Below are 4,696 nucleotides of genomic sequence, written 5' to 3' on the forward strand. Positions count from 1 at the left end.
CACTGTCATTGTAGCGTGTGAGGATCTTGTAGCCGGTCTTGCGCGAGATATCGAACTCACGGCAAAGCACCGCCATCTTCTCGCCATCCAGCAGCCGGGCAATGAACTTCAGCCGCTCTTCCATGACGTTACACTCCTTCCAAGGCACCTTGCTCTCCTTGCAAAGGCCGAAAGTGTAACCCATGTCTCCGGAATGAACTGTCACCCATCTCTCGGGAAGGGCAACAGACACTTAGGTGTTTGTTCTCCCGACCCACAAGATAGCTTGATGCAAACCGGCTGCGTCGGCGTCGCTGTCGGCATGGTGTTTTGACGCGACAACCTTCCGCGCTACCTCGATAATAGGAATGCCGCCGAGACAGCGGCCGGAACGAGGTTTGCGGAAGATGAATTTGTTGATTTCAAGCCGGCTGTCAGCGCTGCTCGCTTTGTCCCTGGCGGCAGGCTGCTCATCGCTGGGCAGCGCGGTGAACCCGGCGAAATACGACAGCATGACATGCGCCGAGCTCAACACCGCCGTAGGCGATACCGCGCGCGACATCTCGCAAACCGCCATCACCCGCGGCAAGGTCGCCAACACCAGCGTGCCGAACTGGCTGCTCGGCGGCACGCGCGTGAAGAGCGCAGTGGCCAAGCGTGAGACGGCCAGAATCGAACTGCTGAAGCAGCGGCAAGAGGCCATTGTCGCGACAAGGGCCAACAGATGCCCCAGGTCAGCGGGCTAAGCGAACTGGCCCTACCCTGACTATCTGCTGAACGTCACGCCTTAAGCACTCAGCCTGAAGCGCGTGACATCGATCGCCGCAGCCATCAGCGTCTGGGTGTAGGCGGCCTGCGGGTTGCTGAAGATCTCTTCCGTCGGGCCTTCCTCGACGATCTTGCCCTGCCTCATGACGATGATGTAGTCGGCCATGGCGCGCACCACGGAGAGATCGTGGCTGATGAAGAGGTAGGACAGTTCGTGGTCGGCCTGCAGCTTGCGCAGCAATTCGACGATCTGCTTCTGCACCGAGCGGTCGAGCGCCGAGGTCGGCTCGTCCAGCACCACCAGTTTGGGCTTCAGGATCACGGCACGCGCGATGGCGATGCGCTGGCGCTGGCCGCCGGAGAATTCGTGCGGGTAGCGGTTGCGTGCGTTGGGATCGAGGCCGACCTCGAGCAAGGCCTCGACGGCGCGCTGATCGCGTTGCTTGCCTGACAGGTTCGGCTCATGCACCAGAAGGCCTTCGGTGATGATCTGGCCGACGGTCATGCGCGGCGACAGCGAGCCGAACGGATCCTGGAAGACGAGTTGCATCTCACGACGCAGCGGCCGCATCGCCTGGCGGTCGGCAGTGGAGATGTCGCGGTCGCCGAAGCGGATGACACCGTCGCTGGGCAACAGGCGCAGAAGTGCGCGGCCGAGCGTCGATTTTCCCGAACCGGACTCGCCGACGATACCGATGGTCTGGTTGCGCTTCAGCCGGATCGAAATGTGATCGACGGCGCGTAGCAGCAGCCGTTCGCCCGCAAGGAAGCCGCCGCCGATCTTGAAGGTCACTTCGACATTGCGGCCCTCCAGCAGCACAGGAGCGCTGGGCGGCGGCGCCGCCTTGGTGCCGGTCGGTTCGGCGGCCAGCAGCATTTTGGTATAGGCATGCTGCGGGTTGGCGAAAAGTGCTTCCGCCTCGCCTTCCTCGACCACCTCGCCATAGCGCATGACATAGACGCGGTCGGCAAAGCGCCGGACGATGCCGAGATCGTGGGTGATAAAGACGATGGCCATGCCGAGCTTGCGCTGCAGTTCGGCGAGCAGCACCAGGATCTGCGCCTGGATGGTGACGTCGAGCGCCGTCGTCGGCTCGTCGGCGATCAGGATGTCGGGGTCGTTGGCCAATGCCATGGCGATCATGACGCGCTGGCGCTGGCCACCCGACATTTCGTGCGGATAGGATTTCATCCGCCGCTCGGGATCGGGGATATGCACCAGCCTGAGCAACTTGAGCGCCTCGTTCCGTGCCTCGGCTGCGTTCAGCCCGCGGTGCTTGCGGATCGGTTCGATAAGCTGGTTGCCGATCGAATAGAGCGGATCGAGCGAGGTCATCGGCTCCTGGAAGATCATGCTGATCTTGGCGCCGCGCACCTTGTTGAGGTCGGGCTTGCTCATGGTCAAAAGGTTGCGGCCGCGATAATCGACGTGACCCGTCGCCTCGCCGTTGGACGCCAGCAGGCTCATCGCCGCCATCATGGTCTGGCTCTTGCCGGATCCGGATTCGCCGACCACGGCAACGGTTTCACCTGCCTTGACATGGATGTTGATGCCCTTGACCGCTTCGACCGCGCCGTCGAGCGTGCGGAAACGGACGCGAAGGTCCTTGACGCTGAGGATCGTTTCGGGCGTTTCCATCGCAACGGTCCCCATTTTATTTGGTCCCCATATTATCGGTCTCTCGGATCGAGCGCATCGCGCAGGCCGTCGCCGACGAAGTTCAGCGCAAACAGCGTCGACACGAGGAAGAAGGCGGGGAACAAAAGCAGCCAGTTGGCGGTGCCGATGTTCTTGGCGCCGACGGAGATGAGCACGCCCCAGCTGGTCATCGGTTCCTGCACGCCAAGGCCGAGGAAGGACAGAAAGCTTTCCAGGATGATGACCTGCGGCACCAGCAGCGTCATGTAGATCACCACTGGTCCGAGCAGATTGGGGATGACATGGCGCAGCAGGATGCCACGCTGGCCGACGCCCATGGCTTCGGCCGCCTGGACATACTCCTGCCGCCGGATCGACAGCGCCTGGCCGCGCACGATGCGCGCCATGTCGAGCCACAGCACCGCTCCCACCGCCAGGAACATCAGCACGAAGTTGCGGCCGAAGAACACCACCAGCATGATGACAAAGAAAATGAAGGGCAAAGAATAGAGCACGTCGACGATGCGCATCATCACCTCGTCGATCTTGCCGCCGGAAAAGCCGGCCGCCGCCCCGTAGAGGACGCCGATGACCACCGCGACAATGCCGGCAAGCAGGCCGATGGCCAGCGAGATTCTCCCTGCCATCAGCGTTCGCGAGAGAAGATCGCGACCGGTGTTGTCGGTGCCGAACAGGAAGTACTGCTGTTTGACCGACGCAGTCATAGTCAATTCGAGCCCGTCGGCCGATTTGCTCTCTATCTTGGTATCGTCGAAGGCATCGGAGCGGTCAAGATAGCGGATGTTGCGGTCGTCGATCGGTTTGGTCGAGGTGACGGTGACGGTGACGCGACTGCCGTCCAGTTTCCACTCCTTGATGTCGACGCGCATGCGCTTGATGGCATCCTTGAGCGCCGTCTCGATCATGTCGGGCTTCGGATAGGCTGAAAAGCTTGGCGGCGTGCGCACATAGTCGGCATAGATGGTGGTGTACTGATGCGGCACGAACCAGGGGCCGAAGATGCTGATGACGCCAATGAAGGCCAGGTAATAGAGGCTGAACATGGCGGCGCGGTTGGCTTTGAGGCGCGCCCATGCGTCGCCCCAGAGCGAGCGGCCGACGACGGCCGGCGGAGCGGCGGCGGCTGTGATGTCAGTCATAGCGCACCCTCAGTCATAGCGTACCCTCGGGTCGACGACCGCGTACATGACGTCGACGATCAGGTTGAAGACGATGGTGAAGAGCGCGATCACCACCACGGTCCCCATCACCAGCGTGTAGTCGCGGTTGAGCGCGGCATCGACGAAATAGCGGCCGACACCGGGAATGGAGAAGATGGTCTCGACGATGACCGAACCGGTGAGCAGCGCCGCGGCTGCGGGGCCGGTGAAGGAAACGATCGGCAGGATGGCGCCGCGCAGCGCGTGCTTGACCACCACCGACCAGTCGGAGAGGCCGAGCGCACGCGCCGTTCGGATATGATGCGAACGCAAGCTCTCGATCATCGACCCGCGCATCAGGCGGGCAACGATGGCGATCTGCGGCAAGGCCAGCGTCAGCACCGGGCCGATCTTGTTGATTAATGCGCCATCACCCCAGCCGCCGATCGGCAACAGCTTCCAGGTCAATCCGAACACCAGCTGAATCACAGGAGCGATGACGAAGGTGGGGATAGTGCTGCCGGCGGTCGCCAGCGCAATCACCGTATAGTCGCCAAGCTTGTTCTGGTTGAGCGCGGCGATGGTGCCGAGCACCGAACCAAGCAGCAGCGCCAGGATCAGCGCCGAGGTGCCGAGCTGGACCGATATCGGCAGCCCCTTGGCAAACAGTTCGGTGACGGTGAAGTCAGGCAAATTGTAGCTCGGCCCGAAATTGCCGCGCAGAAGATTGCCGAGATAGTGGGCATATTGCAGCCAGAGCGGATCGTCGAGGCCGAACTGTGCTTCCAGATTGGCCCTGATCTCGGGACTGAGGCCCCGCTCCTGATTGAAGGGGCCGCCCGGTGCGACGCGTATCAGGAAGAACGCCATGGTCACGATGACGAACAGCGTCGGAATGGCGGTCAGAAGCCGCCGTAAGATGTATCGCAGCATCGGCGCCCCGCTTCGGCCAGAGCGACATACGTCCATGCGGACGCATTGCCACGCTCCGGCGCCAAATCTTCGCACCGGGCTTGCCGAAAATCGACCACGACTTTCGGACCGGTGCGATGACCGACCAGTCCGGGGGGGGCGGCGCGGGGGGGGGGGGGGGGGGGGGGGGGGGTTGTTAGTCTGTGTGGGAGCGGGGGGGGGGGGGGTGGTGTGTGGG

Annotated in this window: 5 protein-coding genes; 1 reads left to right on the forward strand and 4 read right to left on the reverse strand. The window is 62.6% G+C overall.

The genetic code is table 11. The features are described 5' to 3' along the window. A partial coding sequence (locus NKJ64_RS30360) for a helix-turn-helix domain-containing protein (RefSeq protein WP_502902898.1) occupies positions 1–148 on the reverse strand: 148 nt, incomplete at its 3' end. 238 nt (positions 149–386) lie between these two features. Between NKJ64_RS30360 and NKJ64_RS30365 the strand changes: the two genes are divergently transcribed. Then, a complete protein-coding gene (locus tag NKJ64_RS30365) occupies positions 387–725 on the forward strand; it encodes a hypothetical protein (RefSeq protein WP_023684572.1) in 339 nt (112 codons plus the stop codon). A 41-nt stretch (positions 726–766) separates the two neighbouring features. Here the strand turns inward: NKJ64_RS30365 and NKJ64_RS30370 are convergent, their stop codons facing one another. Genes NKJ64_RS30370 through NKJ64_RS30380 form a run of 3 tightly spaced genes read right to left on the reverse strand, consistent with a single transcriptional unit; the run spans position 767 to position 4,479 of the window. Then, entirely contained in the window at positions 767–2,386 is a 1,620-nt protein-coding gene (locus NKJ64_RS30370) for an ABC transporter ATP-binding protein (protein ID WP_023754824.1), read from the reverse strand. A 32-nt stretch (positions 2,387–2,418) separates the two neighbouring features. Beyond that, complete coding sequence (locus NKJ64_RS30375; RefSeq protein ID WP_023670736.1) at positions 2,419–3,546, reverse strand: ABC transporter permease; 1,128 nt, start codon at positions 3,544–3,546, stop codon at positions 2,419–2,421. A gap of 9 nt (positions 3,547–3,555) precedes the next feature. Further along, positions 3,556–4,479: an ABC transporter permease subunit gene (locus NKJ64_RS30380; protein ID WP_023684574.1), complete on the reverse strand. Its 924-nt coding sequence runs from the start codon at positions 4,477–4,479 to the stop codon at positions 3,556–3,558. Between the last annotated feature and the right edge of the window lie 217 nt (positions 4,480–4,696).

Origin of the sequence: Mesorhizobium sp. M0062, assembly GCF_040323125.1 — a bacterium.
GTDB lineage: Bacteria > Pseudomonadota > Alphaproteobacteria > Rhizobiales > Rhizobiaceae > Mesorhizobium.